Origin of the sequence: Bradyrhizobium glycinis, from assembly GCF_016031655.1 — a bacterium.
GTDB lineage: Bacteria > Pseudomonadota > Alphaproteobacteria > Rhizobiales > Xanthobacteraceae > Bradyrhizobium > Bradyrhizobium glycinis.
Genome location: NZ_JACCHQ010000022.1, coordinates 92,923 through 109,190 on the forward strand (window position 1 = coordinate 92,923; position 16,268 = coordinate 109,190).

Below are 16,268 nucleotides of genomic sequence, written 5' to 3' on the forward strand. Positions count from 1 at the left end.
GCCATGGCCGAGAACACCAAAAAGCCGACAGGCGCTGTCGAGAAGAAGGCGAACCGGCGCGGTGCGGCGCGGCTCGCAGCCGTGCAGGCGCTGTACCAGATGGACATCGCCGGTGCCGGCATCAACGACATCTTTGCCGAGTTCGAAAGCCACTGGCTCGGCAACGAGGTCGAGGGCGACACGTATCTGCCGGCGGAAGCGGCTTTCTTTCGCGATGTCGTCTCGGGCGTCGTCCGCGACCAGAAGAAGCTGGATCCCCTCATCGACGAGGCGCTGTCGAAGGGCTGGCCGCTCAAGCGGATCGAAGCGATCCTGCGGGCGGTGCTGCGGGCAGGCGCCTATGAGCTCCAGCACCGCAAGGACGTGCCGGGCCGGGTGGTGGTCTCCGAATATGTCGACGTCGCCAATGCCTTCGTCGATCGCGAGGAGACCGGCATGGTCAACGCGGTGCTCGACCAGATCGGCCGACAGTTTCGTGGCGACGAGTTCGGGCGGGGGTAGTTTCCCGCGAGGGCGGTGAAATGATGCGAGACGGCTGCCCCATATTCCACTGTCATCACCCGCGAAGGCGGGGGATCCAGTACGCCGCGGCCTTTCAGGCTCACACGATGGTCTCTGGAATACTGGATCGCCCGGTCGAGCCGGGCGATGACAGCGGTGGATGTGGCTGGCGCTGATGGCAAACAATCCCTCCGGCGAAGACTCCCTCATCGCACGCTATTTCAAGCCGCTGGCGACCGATCCCGGCGCGTTCGGGCTCGTCGACGACGCTGCGGTCCTGTCCTCTTCCGGCGAGGATATCGTCGTCACCACTGACGCCGTGGTCGAGGGCGTGCACTATCTTGCCGGCGATCCGCCTGACACCATCGCGCGCAAGGCGCTGCGCGTGAACCTGTCCGATCTCGCGGCGAAAGGAGCGACGCCAGCAGGCTTCGTGCTGACGCTGGCGCTGCGCAGCCAGGAAGATCCCTGGCTCCGTCCCTTTGCGGACGCGCTGGGCGAGGACGCCAAGACCTTCGCTTGTCCTCTGCTCGGCGGCGACACGGTGTCGACGCCGGGCCCGCAGATGATCTCGATCACCGCCTTCGGCCGCGTGCCTCGGGGGCGGATGATCGGCCGCACCGGCGCAAGGCCGGGCGACCGCGTCCTGGTGACGGGCACGATCGGTGATGCCGCGCTCGGCCTCGACGTACTCAAAGGCGGCGCTGCCGCCAGCGCGCTGACATCCGATCCCGCGGCACGGGATTTTCTGGTCTCGCGCTATCGGGTGCCGCAGCCGCGCAACGTGCTGGCGCGGTCCATGCGCGATCATGCCACCGCGGCCATGGACGTCTCCGACGGCCTCGCCGGCGATCTGACCAAGCTCTGCGCTGCCTCCGGGGTCTCGGCTTCGGTCGACGTGACGAGCCTGCCGCTCTCGGCCGCGGCAGCCGGCCTCTGCGCCCGCAACGTCGCGTCTGTCCAGACGCTGCTTGCGGGCGGCGATGACTACGAGGTGCTCTGCACAGCTCCGCCGGCACAATGCGACGCGCTGATTGCCGCGGGGCTGTCCCTGGGCGTTGCCGTGACCGTAGTCGGTACGATCACGGAGGGGCAGAAGCCGCTGCACTTCCTGGACGGGCAGGGCCAGGACCTGCTTTTGACGCGGCTGTCCTACAGCCACTTCTAGGAATTGCTCCAAACCGGCATCTTAGTTCTCAGCACTTGGTCCTAAATACCTGCCGAGATCGGCCTTTTCGGCCTCATCCGGCGTTGCACCCTCAATTTGATTTTGGCAAGCTCGCGGCCGACTGGAGCCGCCTCTTAAGGGCAAGGGGGCGGCTTTGTTCAAAATCAAGGCGCTGCACCGCACGACGGACAACAAAAGGCGCCGGGGGTACATCAAGGATCTGAGGCAAACATCACATGACAGCATTATGGTTGATAGTGCTCTGCGGAGCGCTTTCCGTCGCCTACGCGATTTGGGCGACGTCTTCGGTATTGGGCGCGGATGCGGGGTCGCCGCGCATGCAGGAGATCGCAGGGGCGGTGCGCGAAGGCGCACAGGCGTATCTCCGGCGCCAGTACACGACGATCGGTATCGTCGGCATCGTCATCTTCTTGCTGCTTGCCTATTTCCTCGGGCTCTATGTCGCGATCGGTTTCGCCATCGGCGCGATCCTGTCCGGCGCTGCGGGCTTCATCGGCATGAACGTCTCGGTCCGCGCCAATGTACGCACCGCTCAGGCCGCAACGACGTCGCTGGCCGGCGGCCTCGAACTCGCCTTCAAGGCGGGCGCCATCACCGGCCTTCTGGTCGCCGGTCTCGCGCTGCTGGGCGTGACCCTCTATTTCGGCTTCCTGGTGCATTCGCTGAAGCTCGCACCCGACAGCCGCACCGTCGTCGACGCCCTGGTGGCGCTCGGCTTCGGCGCCTCGCTGATCTCGATCTTCGCCCGTCTCGGCGGCGGCATCTTCACCAAGGGTGCGGATGTCGGCGGCGACCTCGTCGGCAAGGTCGAGGCCGGCATCCCCGAGGACGATCCGCGCAATCCGGCGACCATCGCCGACAATGTCGGCGACAACGTCGGCGACTGCGCCGGCATGGCCGCCGACCTGTTCGAGACCTATGCGGTGACCGCGGTCGCCACCATGGTCCTGGCGGCGATCTTCTTCGCCAAGACGCCGATCCTCGCCAACATGATGACGCTGCCGCTCGCGATCGGCGGCATCTGCATCATCACCTCGATCATCGGCACCTTCTTCGTCAAGCTCGGGCCGAGCCAGTCGATCATGGGCGCGCTCTACAAGGGCCTGATCGCGACCGGCATCCTGTCGCTGATCGGCATCGCCCTGGTGATCTACTACCTGATCGGCTTCGGCAAGCTCGACGGCGTCAACTACACCGGCATAGCGCTGTTCGAGTGCGGCGTCGTCGGTCTCGTCGTCACCGCGCTGATCATCTGGATCACCGAATACTACACCGGCACCGACTATCGTCCGGTGAAATCGATCGCCCAGGCCTCGGTGACCGGTCACGGCACCAACGTGATCCAGGGCCTCGCCGTCTCGATGGAGGCGACCGCGCTGCCCGCGATCGTGATCATCGCCGGCATCCTGGTCACCTACAGCCTCGCCGGGCTGTTCGGCATCGCGATCGCGACCGCCACCATGTTGGCGCTGGCCGGCATGATCGTCGCCCTCGACGCCTTCGGCCCCGTCACCGACAACGCCGGCGGCATTGCCGAGATGGCGGGCCTGCCGAAGGAGGTGCGCAAGTCGACCGACGCGCTCGATGCGGTCGGCAACACCACCAAGGCGGTGACGAAAGGCTACGCGATCGGCTCCGCCGGTCTCGGCGCCCTCGTGCTGTTCGCGGCTTACAATGAAGATCTCAAGTTCTTCATTGCCGGCAAGAATGCCTACTTCCAGGGCGTCAATCCGGACTTCTCGCTGAACAATCCTTACGTTGTTGTGGGCCTGCTGTTCGGTGGTCTGTTGCCGTACCTGTTCGGCGCGCTGGGCATGACGGCGGTCGGCCGTGCGGCCGGCGCGATCGTCGAGGAGGTCCGCCGCCAGTTCCGTGAGAAGCCGGGCATCATGCAGGGCACCGACAAGCCGGACTACGGCAAGGCGGTCGACCTGCTGACCCGTGCGGCAATCAAGGAGATGATCATCCCCTCGCTGCTGCCGGTGCTGTCGCCGATCGTCGTCTATTTCCTGATCTATGCGATCGCGGGCGGCGGCGCGGCCGGCAAGTCGGCGGCGTTCTCGGCCGTCGGCGCCATGCTGCTTGGCGTGATCGTGACGGGCCTGTTCGTCGCGATCTCTATGACCTCGGGCGGCGGCGCCTGGGATAACGCCAAGAAGTACATCGAGGACGGTCATTTCGGCGGCAAGGGCTCTGATGCCCACAAGTCCGCTGTGACCGGCGACACCGTCGGCGATCCCTACAAGGACACGGCGGGACCCGCGGTGAACCCGATGATCAAGATCACCAACATCGTGGCCCTGCTGCTGCTGGCCATCCTGGCGCACTGAGCCGCGCTGGTGAAAGACAAAACCCCGCGGTGCAAACCGCGGGGTTTTGGTGATCCGACGCGCTCACCACGTCATTGCGAGGAGCTCTTGCGACGAAGCAATCCAGAATCGTTCCGCAGAGACAATCTGGATTGCTTCGCTTCGCTCGCAATGACGAGGGAGAGACCTACTGCACCTCCATCTGCAGGCCTTCCTTCTGAATGATGCCGGCGAATTTCTTCGTCTCGGAATCCACGAAGGCGGCGAACTGCTCCGGCGTGCCGTAGTCGGCGCGGGCGCCCATGGCGGCGATCTGCTTCTTGACGTCCTCGCGCTCCAGCATCGCCTTGACTTGGAGATTGAGCGCACCCAGCACCTCGGGCGAGGCGCCCTTCGGCAGGAAGACGGCGAACCAGGAGGACACGTCGAAATTCGCCAGCTCCGGCGCGCTCTCGCGCATGGTTGGCAGGTCTTTCGCGAGGTCGCTGCGCTCGGGCGTGGTGACGCACAGACCGTTGAGCGTGCCGTTCTGCACCTGCGGCAGGCTCGGATAGAGGTTGTCGAACAGGATCTGGATGTCGCCGGCGAGGGCGGCCTGCAGCGCCGGGCCGGCGCCGCGGAACGGGATGTGCGTCATCTTCAGGCCGGTGAGCTGGAGGAACCAGGCGCCGGTGAGGTGCGGGCTCTGGCCGACGCCGGAGGAGGCGTAGCTGAGCTTGTCCGGATTGGCCTTCAGATATGCGATCAGCTCGGGAATCGTCTTGATGCCGGTCTTCGGATGCGCCGAGACGATGTTCGGAATCCGGATCATGTTCGAGACCGGCTGAAGCTGGTCCGGCTTGTAGCTGAGGTTCTTGAAGATGCTGTAGGCGATCGCGTTCGGGCCGGGGTTGCCGACCAGGATGGTGTGACCATCCGGCTTGGCGCGCACGGCCTCAGCGGTGCCGATCGTGCCGCCGCCGCCGGAGCGGTTCTCCACCACGGCCGACTGGCCCCAGGCGGTTTGCAGATGCGCGGCCAGGAGCCGGCCCATCACGTCGGTCGAGCCGCCGGCTGCGGCCGGCACGATGAGACGAACGTTTTCAGTGGGCTTCCAGTCGGCAAGGCTCGATCGCGGCAGAATCGCTGCGGCCGAAAGGCCGGCAGCACCGGCGAGCACACGACGGCGGGACAACAAAGGCTTAGGCACGAATCTACTCCTGCTTCTTGCTTTGCGGGAAGCGTAGGGAACAGCACGTGCGACCGCAAGTCGCGCGCGACCACAAGTGCCGCGCAGAGGGCGGCACGACGACGCAGGCGCAAGCTCATTTACCTTGCGATGGAATTAAGCGGCTCTGGAGGCTCGCTGGACGCGCGTACTCGATGCGCAGCAACAGGCCGCTTCGATCGAATCCTTCGACGGCCTCAGTTGAAGCTGAGCAGCTTGAACAGCGGGGTGAGGTAGCTCATCTCCTGACCCGACGTGGGCGTGGTGCGGCTGATGAAGTCAAAGATCTTGCCGTCCTGGAGACCGTAATTCGCCAGCCGGCGCACGCGCCGGCTCTTGTCGAAATAGACAGCGATGACGCGCTGATCCACCACCCTCTGGTTCATGAAGGCAACCGGGCGCTCCGAGCGCTGCGAGATGTAGTAGAACACTTCACCGTCGAGGGTCGCGACCGTCGAAGGCGTGCCCATCACGATCAGCACCTGATCCTGGCTCGCGCCGATCGGAATCTGCTCGAGCGCGCCGGGCGGCAGGATGTAGCCCTTCTGGAACTGCTCGCCGGTGCAGGCCGCAAGCGCGACGCCGACCACGGCGATGGCCGCGAGAATGCGCAGGGCGCGCCAGCATGCATGAAGGCCGCGCCGCATGTCCGCGCGCAGGCTATTCTCGTTCGTTGTCGTCATAGCGGAACTGATTCCGTCCCCTTGCGTCGCGCGAGGCGCTGAAGTACCGGGCTGGGCGTCTGAATGCAACTCGCGCGCGCCCGCTTGCGGAAACCACAATGCTTTGGCCGTTCAATCACTTCAGGAAACCCCGGCGAACCCCGCCCGGCACCATTGAGGCCATCTATGGCATGATCGTGACGCAGGCGCGAGAACCCATGTTTTACCGGGACTTGGGCGTGCCCGATACGGTTAACGGGCGTTTCGACCTGTTGCTGCTGCATCTCTGGCTGTTGCTGCGTCGTCTGCGCGCGGTTCAGGGCGCCACGGAGCTGTCGCAGGCGCTGTTCGACCGCTTCTGCGAGGACATGGACGACAATCTGCGCGAGATGGGGGTCGGCGACCAGACCGTGCCGAAGCGGATGCGGGCCTTCGGCGAGGCTTTCTATGGCCGCGTCCAGGCCTATGACCATGCGATGGAAGCCGGCGGCGAGGCGCTGGCGTCGGCGATCTGCAAGAATATCTTGAATGGGACCGGCTTCGACCAAGCGAAGCAACTCGCGGCTTATGCGAGGGCCAGCGAGGCCGCTCTTGGCCGGACCGACGAGGCCGCACTGCTGCGCGCGTCCTTCAAGTTTCCCCCGGCGCTGCCAGAGGATGTCACGCCATGAGCCGACCAGATACCGAGCGCGATCCCTGGCGGGCGCCCGTCATCGTTGCGCAGATCCCGGACGCCGGGCTGCATCGCGAGCTCGACGCCTCGGCAGCCGAGCGACAGGCGATGGCGGAGGTTGCGGGTTTGCGCGAGATCCTGTCCGCCCATGCCAGCTTCGATGTCGTGCCGAAAAGCGGTGGGCGGGTCCAGGTCACGGGCCTGGTTCGGGGCCGGATCGGCCAGACCTGCGTCGTCACGCTGGATCCCATCGAGAGCGAGATCGAGGAGGAGGTGGATCTGATGTTCGCCCCCGAGGCCGAGGCGCGCCGGCTGGCCGATCTGATCGAGGAGGGGCAGGACGACGAGGCGCCGCGCGAGATTGCCGACCCGCCCGAGCCGATCACCGGCGGCATCATCGACCTCGGCCGGCTCGCCACCGACGCCCTGTTCCTGGCGATCGATCCCTATCCCCGCAAGGACGGGGCCGTTTTCGAGGCGGAGGTCACCGCTCCCGACCCCGAAGACCATCCCTTCGCCGTGCTGAAGGCATTGCAGGACAAGAAGAAGGGCCGATGAGGGGCATTTTGCGCTCGTGGCCGCCTTGCCAGGAGACGCGAGCCATTTGCCTCGATGGTTTGAGACAGCTGTTTATCTGTCTGATTTCAGTGTATTTCTCGCGAAATCCACGGTCAGCGGCCGGATCGCCCCGAATGCAAAAGGCTGGGGGCAAGAGGTTGTTTCGGGGGTACAAAACGCTATTGTCGCGCCCTGGTCCGGGTGCGGCGTGGCGCTTGGCCGGCCGCCATCCCGGTGGCGAACCCATTTTGCGGCCCCGCTGATCCCAAGACCGCACCAGACCAGGTTTCCAGGACTTTCATGCCAAGCAAGGTTCGCATCGCGCTGGACGCCATGGGGGGCGACGTCGGCCCCGCCGTGGTCATTCCGGGCGCCGCTATCTCGCTTGGCCGGCATCGCGACACCGAGTTCCTACTGGTCGGCGACCGCGCCAGGATCGAGCCCGAGCTCGACAAGCACCCGAAGCTGAAGGCGGCCTCCAAAATCGTCCATACCGACATCGCCGTCAGCATGAAGGACAAGCCGAGCCAGGCGCTGCGGCGCGGCCGCAAGACCTCCTCGATGTGGCTTGCCATCGATGCGGTCAAGAAGGGCGAGGCGGATGTCGCGATCTCCGCCGGCAATACCGGCGCGCTGATGGCGATGGCGCGCTTCCACCTGCGCACCCTGCCGGGCATCGACCGGCCGGCGATCTCGGCGATCTGGCCGACCCTGCGCGGGGAGTCCGTCGTGCTCGACCTCGGCGCCACCCTGGGCGGCGATGCCCACCACCTGGTGTCGATGGCGGTGATGGGCGCGGCCAAGGCGAGCGTGCTGTTCAACAAGACACGGCCCACGGTGGGGCTGCTCAACATCGGCGCCGAGGAGATCAAAGGCCACGAGGAGATCCGCGAGGCCAGCGAGATCCTGCGGGCGCGGAACCTGCCGGAGCTCGACTATATCGGCTTCGTCGAGGGCGACGGCATCGGCAAGGGGCTGGCCGACGTGATCGTCACCGAAGGCTTCAGCGGCAATATCGCGCTGAAGGCGGCCGAGGGAACCGCACGGCAGATGGCGGAATTGCTTCGTCATGAGATGCAGCGGAGCTGGATGTCCAAGCTCGGCTACCTCTTCGCCCGCAGCGCCTTCCAGGCCCTGCGCGACAAGATGGACCCCAACAAGTCCAATGGCGGCGTGCTGCTGGGACTGAACGGGGTGGTGGTCAAGAGCCACGGCGGAACCAACGCCGAAGGCTTTGCCTATGCGATCGATGTTGGCTATGAGATGGCTCACTACGATCTCCTGAACAAGATCAATCAGATGCTCAACCGCGAGGGTGGTGCACTCAAATTCGTGCAGCCCGCGCCGGAGGATGTTTCGTGACTCAGATTCGTTCGGTCGTGCTTGGCTGCGGCTCTTATCTGCCGGAGCAGGTGGTGACCAACGCCCAATTGGCGGCGCGCATCGACACCTCCGACGAGTGGATCGTGCAGCGCACCGGCATTCGCGAGCGGCACATCGCGGCCGAGGGCGAGTTCACCTCGCACTTGGCGATCAGAGCGGCGCAGGCGGCGCTCAACGATGCCGGCGTGGACGCGCAGTCGATCGAGCTGATCGTGCTGGCGACCTCGACACCCGACAACACCTTCCCTGCAACCGCGGTCGCCGTGCAGCACGGGCTCGGTATCAATCACGGCGCGGCCTTCGATCTCCAGGCGGTTTGCTCGGGCTTCGTGTTTGCGCTCGCCACCGCCGACAATTTCCTGCGCACCGGCGCCTACAAGCGCGCGCTGGTGATCGGGGCGGAGACCTTCTCGCGCATCCTCGACTGGAACGACCGCGGCACCTGCGTGCTGTTCGGCGACGGCGCCGGCGCCGTGGTGCTGGAGGCGCAGGAGCAGCCCGGCAATGCCGCGACCGACCGCGGCGTCGTGACCACGCATCTGCGCTCCGACGGCCGCCACAAGGCAAAGCTGTTCGTCGATGGCGGGCCGTCCTCGACCCAGACCGTCGGCCATCTGCGCATGGAGGGCCGCGAGGTCTTCAAGCACGCGGTCGGCATGATCACCGACGTGATTGTCGACGCTTTCGAGGCGACCGGGCTCAATGCCGACGGCATCGACTGGTTCGTGCCGCACCAGGCCAACAAGCGAATCATCGACGCTTCCGCCCACAAGCTGCACATCGCGCCGGAGAAGGTGGTGCTGACGGTGGACCGTCACGGCAACACCTCGGCGGCCTCGATCCCGCTGGCGCTGGCGGTGGCGCGCAAGGACGGCCGCATCAAGAAAGGCGACATGGTCCTTCTGGAGGCCATGGGCGGCGGCTTCACCTGGGGCTCCGCGCTGGTGCGCTGGTAAGCCACACCGATAAAATTTTGCCGGAATCACCGCCGATTATCGCTAGCTCTGCATTGATGTGCGGTGTTGACCGCACTATCGTAAGCTCATAATTTCAGACGAGAATTGTTCGCCGTGAGGTGGGGCAGGGCGATGAGCGAGACCAGCAAAACCGTAACGCGTGTCGATCTGTGCGAAGCCGTCTACCAGAAGGTGGGCCTGTCGCGCACGGAATCGTCCGCCTTCGTGGAACTCGTGCTGAAGGAGATCACCGACTGCCTGGAGAAGGGCGAGACGGTGAAATTGTCCTCGTTCGGGTCGTTCATGGTGCGCAAGAAGGGCCAGCGCATCGGCCGCAACCCGAAAACCGGCACCGAGGTGCCGATCTCGCCGCGCCGCGTCATGGTGTTCAAGCCGTCGGCGATCCTGAAGCAGCGGATCAACGCCCAGCACCGCACCAACGGCGACGCCACCAAGGCTCAAGAAGAGGCGTAACCGCCTTTCGGAAAGGACTGGCATTTGGACAAGGCGCCGGATGCGTTCCGAACCATCAGCGAAGTAGCGCAGGAACTCGACATTCCGCAGCACGTGCTGCGGTTCTGGGAGACCCGCTTCTCCCAGATCAAGCCGATGAAGCGCAGCGGCGGCCGCCGCTATTACCGCCCCGACGACGTCGATCTGCTCAAGGGTATCCGCCGGCTGCTCTACGGCGAGGGCTACACCATCCGCGGGGTGCAGCGGATCCTGAAAGAGCACGGCGTCAAATCGGTGCAGGGCCTCGCCGACAGCGCGGCCGCGGTCTCGTTCGGCGCCATCGAGGACGCCATCGGCGCGAGCCTGATGGAGCCCGAGGACGAGGCCCCCATCAAGGGCGTCACCGACACCGACGATGACGACTACCAGGGCGATGAAGAGGAAGGCATCGACTTCCGCTTCACCGAGATCGACGACGAGGAGATCCTCACCACCTTCCGCAAAGGCGGCGGCGCCGCGCCCGCCGGCCCCAGCGCGCTCGACCGGGAGCGGCTGGAGCGGGTCCTCGGCGACCTCGTCGCCTGCCGGGAGATCCTGGATCAGGCCCTGAAGGACGGCTAGGGTTGGGCCCGCCGGCTTTGCGGGCAGTTCCGGGAGCTTTGGGCGGATACACCAAAATGCTGCGGCCTCGCCTTGCGCAAAGCGGCGATCCTAGCTAATGGAACGGCATTCGGAGCGTGGCGCAGCCCGGTTAGCGCACTAGTCTGGGAGACTAGGGGTCGGAGGTTCAAATCCTCTCGCTCCGACCAACACTTAGCCGGATTTCAGGGCATCCGGATTTCAATCAGGGTTTCGGATAGGGTAACGTCTCCCCACGGGTCGGGTCGGTGTCGAACGTCATCAATTTCTATATGGATGATTCAGGAACGCGACATCCTGACCATAAGGTGGGCAAGCGAGCCGGGCATGGTTATGACTGGTTCGCGCTTGGAGGAGTACTTGTTTCCGGTGATGATGAGGCCGCGGCACGCGAGCTTCACGAGGCATTCTGCCGAAGGTGGGGGATCACTGAGCCCATTCATTCTGTCGAAGTGCGGTCGAGAACGAAGAGTTTTCTCTGGCTGGAGCGGCGACCACAGCGTGATCGGGATATCTTCTATGAAGAGCTGTACCAGCTCATGATGGCCTCACCGGTCGTGGGACTGGCGTGCGTGATCGACCGGCCGGGATATAACGCCCGCTATCGGGAGAGGTACGGGCGGCAGCGCTGGTCGCTTTGCAAAAGCGCCTTCACCATCAGCGTCGAGCGCGCCGCCAAATACGCGAGGGAGCGAAGGTGTAGGCTCCGGGTGATGCCCGAGCGCTGTAACAAGACCGAAGATCGTGTGCTCAAGGGGTACTACGAGGATCTGAAGAAGCACGGACCGCCATTTGATCCGAACACATCAGAGAAGTACCGACCCCTCTCTCCTGCCGAATTTGCCGAGACGCTGTTGGAATTTGATCCCAAGACCAAATCCCATCCAATGGCGCAGCTCGCTGATCTCTACCTTTGGCCAATGTGCATGGGTGGGTACAATCCCGACTGTCGCCCTTACGAGCGGCTGAAATCAGACGGAAAGCTGATCGAGTGCCAACTACCTCCTGGGGATTGGCCAAGTCTCGGAAGCAAGTACTACTGCTTCGATGGTCCAGAGAACCAGGTGGCAGATAGTAAAAACCCCGCCGAAGCGGGGTCGGCCACACACGGCGACCTCGGGGCAGAGCCCAGCTGAACAATGCCGATTCGCGGTTAAAGTTTCAATATCGCTATCGGCAACTTTATTTCGTTGTCAGGTCTTGAGTATCCTTGAACCATCACGAAAGGCTCACCAGATAGGGCTTTGTGACCTCACGTAGCTCAACTGGACAGAGCACCGGTATACCAAACCGGAGGTTGCTGGTTCGAGTCCAGCCGGGAGATCAGAAGGGGTGACTCGCCCGAGTCACCCCTTCGCCTTTTTGCCTGTGGACAGGTCCTCGGGTTATCCGAAGCCCCTCGACGACCATTGATTCGAGACATAGGATTGCATTCGCGGGTCTCGTCTCTCGGAGGTGGTCCCTTCGAACCGGGCGAGGCACCCCGCGTAAACGTCGGGCCTGAATCCATCAGATACGAAAGGGACGGCGCCTCAAACGCGCTGGCCTCGGAGGTCGTGAACCCGAAAGGTGGATAGGGACACCACCGACGCTGCCCTACGCGATGCTAGCTCGCAGAGGGTGGGCCGATAGACCTGTCAACGGCGGCTTATTCGTTAGATGGGAGCTAATCCGCAACCTCTTGGGTTGTGGCGCGCTGCGACCCGGAGTTATTCAGATGCGAAAGCATGTGATGATCCGGTGTTCAATCAAGGTTGACGTGGCCGCATGCCTGCGGGCTCTCGCGCTCTTCGTCTACTTTTTGACTTGAACAGAGCGGGGGCCCAACGTGGTCCCCGTTTCTGTTTCCCTGATCCCAAACTCATGCCGGCCGAACGTCGGCCTTACCCAATACTTCAACAGAATGAGAATCAGCAAATGGCAACGTTCGTGAAAGTCACCGATACGCAGGGCGACACGCTGATTGTAAATCTCGATCAGGTTAAGTTCTTCCGTGAGCGCGAGGAAGGCGGATGCACGGCGTTCTTTGAGAAGGGAGAAACCCGCGCACTTATCGAGAGCGGCGCCGACATCGTTAAGCTCAAAGCACTAAAATGGAAGTAGCCTGTTCCGACTCGTGGGGGCTAAGCCTAAATCAGCAACGGCTCGCGCGTCCACTCTGACCCGCTAGTCGCCATCCACAGCGTAATGGCGACTGTGGGCGCCGACGCGCGCGGCGTAGGTCGTACGGCCGGCCTCTGAAATCTTCCGTTTGAAGTCCTTCAATTCCTCCTTGAGCGCCGCCGCATCATTCGCAGCCGCCGCAATGCGCAGTTCTCCGCTGTGCGAGTGCGCCTCGAGGTTCGAAATCAGCAAGTCGCCAGCGACAAGCCGTGCACGGGTCTGAGCTGGGAGCGCGCTAAACGCGATCGCAATCGAACCAGCGCGATGTCGCTCGCCGCGACCGGTCCGCTGGCTCTAGCCACGCCCAGCACTCCACACCTCTACAACGGCTCCCTTTCCGCCGACGAGAGCACGTAGCTCTTTAAGCCGACCAAGGAGCGATCAGAAGACGCAGGCGTCCTGAGACGGGTGCGCGAGACTAGGCGAGGGCCTTCAGAGAATTGAGACGCTTGCGCAGAAACGCTAGCACCATGATCTCGTCGGAAGTGAGCTTGGCGTACTGGCGCCTGAACTTCTGCGCGAACTTGGCTTCAATCATCTTCACGAGGTCACCGGACATGTAGGCGTTCAGGATTTCGGGGTGCACGTAGCACTTGCGGCAGATTGCCGGTGTGTTGCCGAGCTGCTTCGAGACGCTTTCGATCGTGGCGACGACGTTGCGCTTGGCCTCGGCCTGGCTATCGTATTTCTTGGATTCCGCCAGCGCCAACGCCGCCAGAACCGTGCCCGCCCAGGTCCGAAAATCCTTGGCGCTGAAGTCCTCGCCCGTGATGTCCTTGATGTAGGCATTGACGTCGCCGGAATCGACCGTGCGGGGCTGGCCGTCGTCGTCCAGATACTTGAAGAGTTCGTGTCCCGGGATCTCCGCGCAGCGCTTCACGATCGCGGCTATCCGCTTGTCCTCGACGCGAAGCTTCCATTGCTTGCCCGACTTCCCGGTGAAGTCGAACCGAAGGATGCCGCGCCCCACCGCGACGTGTTTGCGGCGCATGGTAGTGAGCCCGTAGGACCTGTTTTTCTCGGCATATTCGGCGTTCCCGACCCGGATCAATGTCTTCTCGAGAAGACTGACGATCGTGGCCAGCACCTTCTCGCGGGGTAGTCCCTCCAGCTTCATGTCGGCGGCGACGCGCTCTCGCAGGGAGGGCAGCGCGGCAGCGAACTGGATGATATGCTCGTACTTGTTCTGGTCGCGCAGCTCGCGCCATTTCGCATGGTAGCGGTACTGCTTGCGGCCCCGCGCGTCCAGCCCGGTCGCCTGGATGTGACCGTTGGCCGAGGGGCAGATCCACACAGATTCGTAGGCCGGCGGGATGCCGATGGACTTGATGCGCCCGATGATCGTGGCATCGGTGATGCGCTTTCCGTCCTTGTCGTAGTAGCTGAAGGTGGTTCCGGTCCGCTTGCGTGTGTAGCCGGGAGCGGAGTCGCTGACGTACCGAAGGCCTTCCTCCGCGATGGTGGCCGCCACCTCGGCGGTGCGGTCCAGGACTTGTTCTTCGTTGCTGGTCTGTCGGAGCATCAGCCTGTCCCTCGAAGCGCCGCTGGGATTCGAGGCTCCGCCAATTGTAAAGGGATGAAGACACCAGCTGGTTCCGTTCTGATGCCGCGAGGCTCGTTTTGCGGCGGCCGCTCAGGATCGGGGCCTCCGAGAGCCGGTTCCGGTTCCTTCCGATCAGGCGCTGCGTGGTCGCCGAGGGCGGCATGGCTTAACTTCAGACAATCGCCACAAAGGCCACCGAGACGCTCCCCAAAGCCAGTCTTCACGAAAGCCGATATGTCCCACTATTCACGCGATGTGTTGCGTCAGCGCTATGTCGTCGAGAAAAGACCACTCGAGACCAGCGTCGAGCAGATCTTGCGCGCCGACAGCCGCGCAGGAGCCCGTGCTATCCTGGCTTCAATCGAGAAGAGGCGTTTTGAAAACAGATCGGAAGGGCAGCGCCTCCGCAGGATGCTCCGCTTCGAGACCTCCCTCTGGGAGAGCGGCCTTCATGTCGTGGCAGGCGTGGACGAGGCCGGAATGAGCCCTCTCGCCGGGCCTGTCTCCGCTGGCGCAGTGATCCTGAAGCCCGGCACACGGATCATCGGAATTGATGATTCGAAAAAGCTCGACGCCGCAGCCCGCGAAGAACTCGCGAAAGAGATCAAGGAAAAGGCCGAGAGTTGGTGTGTGGCGTTCGTCGAGGTCGAGGAGATCGATGCGATCAACATCTATTGGGCAGGCATACAGGCTATGCAGCGTGCGGTCAGGGGGCTCGGCTTGACGCCGCAGCACTTGCTGATCGATGCGAAGCGGTTGAAGGAAATCGCGATCCCGCAGCAAGCGATCATCAAAGGCGACGCCAGGTCCGCCAGCATCGCTGCCGCTTCCATCCTCGCAAAAGTCGAGCGCGACGCGGTCATGCGGGCGGTCGATGTGCGTCACCCCGGCTACGGATTCGCAGATCACAAGGGCTATCCGGTGCCGGCTCATTACGAGGCCCTCGCTCGGCTGGGTGCATGCGCAGCTCACCGGAGGTCGTTCGGACCTGTACGCAAGGTTCTCGGCTTGCCGCCCCTGCCGCCGTGGCCTTCGGCATCCGAGCGCGAGACCGACTGAACAGGTCTCTCGGCGGGGCTATTTTCGCGACCACGTCTTCTCGCGAACTACGTCCTTTGCCTTTTTGTCGGACCGCAAGCCGAGATAGACCGGCTGGCGCAGCTCGCCCTTGCTGGTCCACTCCGCGAACTTCACTTCCGCGACTAGCGAGGGGCGCACCCAGGTCGTGGCGCCCTCATCCTTCACCTTGGCAGGGAAGGGCGACTTGGCTGTCTTGAGCCCCACGAGCTTGCCGTGAAGCTCTTCGAGAACCTGGTGGCTGAAGCCGGTGCCGACGTGGCCAATGTACCGCCATGCATCATCTTCGCGTACCGCCAGCACGAGAGCGCCGAAGAAGGGCCGGGTTCGCCTCGGCGCCGTGAAGCCGGCGATCACCACCTCCTGCCGTTGCGCGGTCTTCACCTTCAGCCAGTCGGCAGTCCGGCGCCCGGACGCGTACGGGCTGTCGGCGCGTTTGGCGATGATGCCTTCGAGATGTCTCCGCTCGGCTTCAGCGAAGAACTTCGTTCCGTTGCCTTTGCGGTGGGTGCTGAACGCGATCAGCTTGTGGCGCGGCAGAACGGCCTTGAGCCGCTTCTTGCGCTCGAGGAGCGGCAGCGCGCGCAGGTCCTCGCCGTCCACGAACATGAGGTCGAATGCGCAGTACAAGAGCTTGGCCTTGTGGCGCAGAGCGTTTTGAAGCAACTGGAAATGGGATGCACCGTCCTTCCCGATCGCAACGAGCTCACCATCGATCACGGCGTCGCCCTTCACATCCTCAAGTGCCTTCGCGACCTCGACGTAGGAGTTGCTGATGATCTTCCCGTTGCGGCTGTAGAGCGCGACCCGACCACGCCGGATTTCCGCGACCATGCGGAAACCATCGAACTTGTCCTCGAAGACCCAATTGGGATCGTTGAAGGGTAAATCGGTCAGCGTCGCCAACATGGGCTGCAGACGGTGAGGCAGGGTCGATTTTCGGGCCATGGCGGGT

General features: G+C 63.7%; 17 protein-coding genes and 2 tRNA genes. 14 read left to right on the forward strand and 5 right to left on the reverse strand.

Annotated elements, in window-relative coordinates; genetic code table 11:
• Nucleotides 1-3 precede the first annotated feature (3 nt).
• The 3 genes from nusB to HZZ16_RS27040 all read left to right on the forward strand — a co-directional run bounded on the left by nusB (nt 4) and on the right by HZZ16_RS27040 (nt 4,020).
• Nucleotides 4-501 (forward strand): transcription antitermination factor NusB, encoded by a 498-nt coding sequence (gene nusB, locus HZZ16_RS27030; RefSeq protein WP_197952873.1) that lies wholly within the window; start codon nt 4-6, stop codon nt 499-501.
• A 175-nt stretch (nt 502-676) separates the two neighbouring features.
• Nucleotides 677-1,669, forward strand: coding sequence for a thiamine-phosphate kinase (gene thiL, locus HZZ16_RS27035; protein ID WP_197952874.1), 993 nt, complete (start codon nt 677-679; stop codon nt 1,667-1,669).
• A gap of 236 nt (nt 1,670-1,905) precedes the next feature.
• The gene (locus HZZ16_RS27040; protein WP_197952875.1) at nt 1,906-4,020 is read left to right on the forward strand and encodes a sodium-translocating pyrophosphatase; all 2,115 of its coding nucleotides are present in this window, start codon (nt 1,906-1,908) and stop codon (nt 4,018-4,020) included.
• 166 nt (nt 4,021-4,186) lie between these two features.
• Here the strand turns inward: HZZ16_RS27040 and HZZ16_RS27045 are convergent, their stop codons facing one another.
• Entirely contained in the window at nt 4,187-5,188 is a 1,002-nt protein-coding gene (locus HZZ16_RS27045) for a Bug family tripartite tricarboxylate transporter substrate binding protein (RefSeq protein WP_197952876.1), read from the reverse strand.
• A 215-nt stretch (nt 5,189-5,403) separates the two neighbouring features.
• Nucleotides 5,404-5,889, reverse strand: a complete 486-nt coding sequence (locus HZZ16_RS27050; RefSeq protein ID WP_197952877.1) for an outer membrane protein assembly factor BamE — start codon at nt 5,887-5,889, stop codon at nt 5,404-5,406.
• A gap of 98 nt (nt 5,890-5,987) precedes the next feature.
• Between HZZ16_RS27050 and HZZ16_RS27055 the strand changes: the two genes are divergently transcribed.
• The 10 genes from HZZ16_RS27055 (at nt 5,988) to HZZ16_RS27100 (ending at nt 12,633) form a co-directional block, all read left to right on the forward strand.
• Nucleotides 5,988-6,539, forward strand: a complete 552-nt coding sequence (locus tag HZZ16_RS27055; protein ID WP_197952878.1) for a ubiquinol-cytochrome C chaperone family protein — start codon at nt 5,988-5,990, stop codon at nt 6,537-6,539.
• Entirely contained in the window at nt 6,536-7,099 is a 564-nt protein-coding gene (locus HZZ16_RS27060; protein WP_197952879.1) for a YceD family protein, read from the forward strand. Before HZZ16_RS27055 ends, HZZ16_RS27060 begins: the two co-directional genes overlap by 4 nt.
• A gap of 300 nt (nt 7,100-7,399) precedes the next feature.
• Nucleotides 7,400-8,461: a phosphate acyltransferase PlsX gene (gene plsX / locus HZZ16_RS27065; protein WP_197952880.1), complete on the forward strand. Its 1,062-nt coding sequence runs from the start codon at nt 7,400-7,402 to the stop codon at nt 8,459-8,461.
• Nucleotides 8,458-9,438 carry a beta-ketoacyl-ACP synthase III gene (locus HZZ16_RS27070; RefSeq protein ID WP_197952881.1) on the forward strand — a complete coding sequence of 327 codons (981 nt, stop codon included), beginning with the start codon at nt 8,458-8,460 and terminating at the stop codon, nt 9,436-9,438. The genes plsX and HZZ16_RS27070 overlap by 4 nt, the downstream gene beginning before the upstream one ends.
• 132 nt (nt 9,439-9,570) lie before the next feature.
• Complete coding sequence (locus HZZ16_RS27075; RefSeq protein ID WP_025036680.1) at nt 9,571-9,912, forward strand: integration host factor subunit alpha; 342 nt, start codon at nt 9,571-9,573, stop codon at nt 9,910-9,912.
• A gap of 24 nt (nt 9,913-9,936) precedes the next feature.
• Nucleotides 9,937-10,512, forward strand: a complete 576-nt coding sequence (locus HZZ16_RS27080; protein WP_197952882.1) for a MerR family transcriptional regulator — start codon at nt 9,937-9,939, stop codon at nt 10,510-10,512.
• Between the two features lie 110 nt (nt 10,513-10,622).
• A tRNA-Pro gene (locus HZZ16_RS27085) sits at nt 10,623-10,700 on the forward strand.
• A 78-nt stretch (nt 10,701-10,778) separates the two neighbouring features.
• A complete protein-coding gene (locus HZZ16_RS27090; RefSeq protein ID WP_197952883.1) occupies nt 10,779-11,666 on the forward strand; it encodes a DUF3800 domain-containing protein in 888 nt (295 codons plus the stop codon).
• A gap of 114 nt (nt 11,667-11,780) precedes the next feature.
• Nucleotides 11,781-11,854, forward strand: a tRNA-Gly gene (locus tag HZZ16_RS27095).
• A gap of 593 nt (nt 11,855-12,447) precedes the next feature.
• Nucleotides 12,448-12,633 carry a hypothetical protein gene (locus HZZ16_RS27100; RefSeq protein ID WP_197952884.1) on the forward strand — a complete coding sequence of 62 codons (186 nt, stop codon included), beginning with the start codon at nt 12,448-12,450 and terminating at the stop codon, nt 12,631-12,633.
• Between the two features lie 63 nt (nt 12,634-12,696).
• On the opposite strand, the gene HZZ16_RS27105 is transcribed toward HZZ16_RS27100, so the two are convergent.
• Complete coding sequence (locus tag HZZ16_RS27105; RefSeq protein WP_197952885.1) at nt 12,697-12,885, reverse strand: hypothetical protein; 189 nt, start codon at nt 12,883-12,885, stop codon at nt 12,697-12,699.
• Between the two features lie 226 nt (nt 12,886-13,111).
• Entirely contained in the window at nt 13,112-14,215 is a 1,104-nt protein-coding gene (locus HZZ16_RS27110) for a DNA topoisomerase IB (RefSeq protein WP_197952886.1), read from the reverse strand.
• Nucleotides 14,216-14,470: 255 nt separating this feature from the next.
• Here HZZ16_RS27110 and rnhB point away from each other — a divergent pair, with 255 nt between their 5' ends.
• On the forward strand, nt 14,471-15,295 hold the full coding sequence (gene rnhB / locus HZZ16_RS27115; RefSeq protein ID WP_197952887.1) for a ribonuclease HII: 825 nt from the start codon (nt 14,471-14,473) through the stop codon (nt 15,293-15,295).
• 18 nt (nt 15,296-15,313) lie between these two features.
• On the opposite strand, the gene ligD is transcribed toward rnhB, so the two are convergent.
• Nucleotides 15,314-16,261: a non-homologous end-joining DNA ligase gene (gene ligD / locus HZZ16_RS27120; protein WP_197952914.1), complete on the reverse strand. Its 948-nt coding sequence runs from the start codon at nt 16,259-16,261 to the stop codon at nt 15,314-15,316.
• Nucleotides 16,262-16,268: the final 7 nt, after the last annotated feature.

Bases quoted from the DNA above. Each gene is read 5' to 3' on its own strand.
- nusB (WP_197952873.1), top strand. From the start codon at position 4: ATGGCCGAGAACACCAAAAAGCCGACAGGCGCTGTCGAGAAGAAGGCG.
- thiL (WP_197952874.1), top strand. From the start codon at position 677: ATGGCAAACAATCCCTCCGGCGAAGACTCCCTCATCGCACGCTATTTC.
- HZZ16_RS27040 (WP_197952875.1), top strand. From the start codon at position 1,906: ATGACAGCATTATGGTTGATAGTGCTCTGCGGAGCGCTTTCCGTCGCC.
- HZZ16_RS27050 (WP_197952877.1), bottom strand. From the start codon at position 5,889: ATGACGACAACGAACGAGAATAGCCTGCGCGCGGACATGCGGCGCGGC.
- HZZ16_RS27055 (WP_197952878.1), top strand. From the start codon at position 5,988: ATGCTTTGGCCGTTCAATCACTTCAGGAAACCCCGGCGAACCCCGCCC.
- HZZ16_RS27060 (WP_197952879.1), top strand. From the start codon at position 6,536: ATGAGCCGACCAGATACCGAGCGCGATCCCTGGCGGGCGCCCGTCATC.
- plsX (WP_197952880.1), top strand. From the start codon at position 7,400: ATGCCAAGCAAGGTTCGCATCGCGCTGGACGCCATGGGGGGCGACGTC.
- HZZ16_RS27075 (WP_025036680.1), top strand. From the start codon at position 9,571: ATGAGCGAGACCAGCAAAACCGTAACGCGTGTCGATCTGTGCGAAGCC.
- HZZ16_RS27100 (WP_197952884.1), top strand. From the start codon at position 12,448: ATGGCAACGTTCGTGAAAGTCACCGATACGCAGGGCGACACGCTGATT.
- HZZ16_RS27110 (WP_197952886.1), bottom strand. From the start codon at position 14,215: ATGCTCCGACAGACCAGCAACGAAGAACAAGTCCTGGACCGCACCGCC.
- rnhB (WP_197952887.1), top strand. From the start codon at position 14,471: ATGTCCCACTATTCACGCGATGTGTTGCGTCAGCGCTATGTCGTCGAG.
- ligD (WP_197952914.1), bottom strand. From the start codon at position 16,261: ATGGCCCGAAAATCGACCCTGCCTCACCGTCTGCAGCCCATGTTGGCG.